This is a genomic window from Rhizobacter sp. P3_B12, assembly GCF_056402895.1.
On the sequence record NZ_JBFUGN010001549.1, the window covers coordinates 1 to 886 of the forward strand.

At 70.5% G+C, this 886-nt stretch carries 1 protein-coding gene; it reads right to left on the bottom strand.

What is annotated here, in order from left to right; all coding sequences use genetic code 11:
- Window positions 1–886: NAD(+) synthase (gene nadE / locus AC1D01_RS36790; protein WP_477874762.1), on the bottom strand; the 886-nt coding region annotated here is incomplete at both ends.

The following is an 886-nucleotide window of genomic DNA, read 5'->3' on the forward strand; positions in this document are numbered from 1 at the left end:
CCGCGAAGCCGCCCGCCATGTCGCCGTACAGCGTGCAGTAGCCGGTCGCCATCTCGCTCTTGTTGCCGGTGGTCAGCACGATGCTGCCGAACTTGTTCGACAAGGCCATCAGCAGCGTGCCGCGCACGCGCGCCTGGATGTTCTCCTCGGTCGCGTCCTCGGCACGGCCGGCGAACTCGGCGGCCAGGCTGGCGCGGAACGCCTCGAACATCGGCACGATCGAGATCTCGTCGTAGCGCACCGACAGCCGCTCGGCCATGTCGCGCGCGTCGATCCACGAGATGTCGGCGGTGTACGGCGACGGCATCATCACCGCACGCACCTTGTCGGCACCGAGCGCATCGACCGCCACCGCCAGCACCAGCGCCGAATCGATGCCGCCGCTGAGCCCGATCAGCACGCCCGGGAATCCGTTCTTGCCGACGTAGTCGCGCACGCCGGTGACGAGCGCGGCCCAGGCCTGCGCCTCCAGCGACGGCACCGGCGCGATCGCACCGCTCGGCCGGCCGGCGTCGAAATCCACCAGCGTCAGCGCCTCCTCGAACATCGGCGCGCGTGCCGCGACGCGGCCCTGTGCATCCAGCGCGAACGACGCACCGTCGAACACCACCTCGTCCTGCCCGCCCCTCAGGTGCGAGTACAGAAGCGGCATGCCGGTGGCGCGCACCAGCGCCGCCATGCGCGCTTCGCGCTCCTCGAGCTTGCCGAGGTGGAACGGCGATGCGTTCAGCACGCACAGCACGTCGGCGCCGGCGGCCTTCGCCCGCTGCGCCGGCTCGTCGAACCAGGCGTCCTCGCAGATGTTGATCCCGAAGCGCAGGCCGTCGACCTCGAACACCACCGGCTCGAGCCCGGCATCGCGGCCCGATGCGAAATAGCGGCGTTC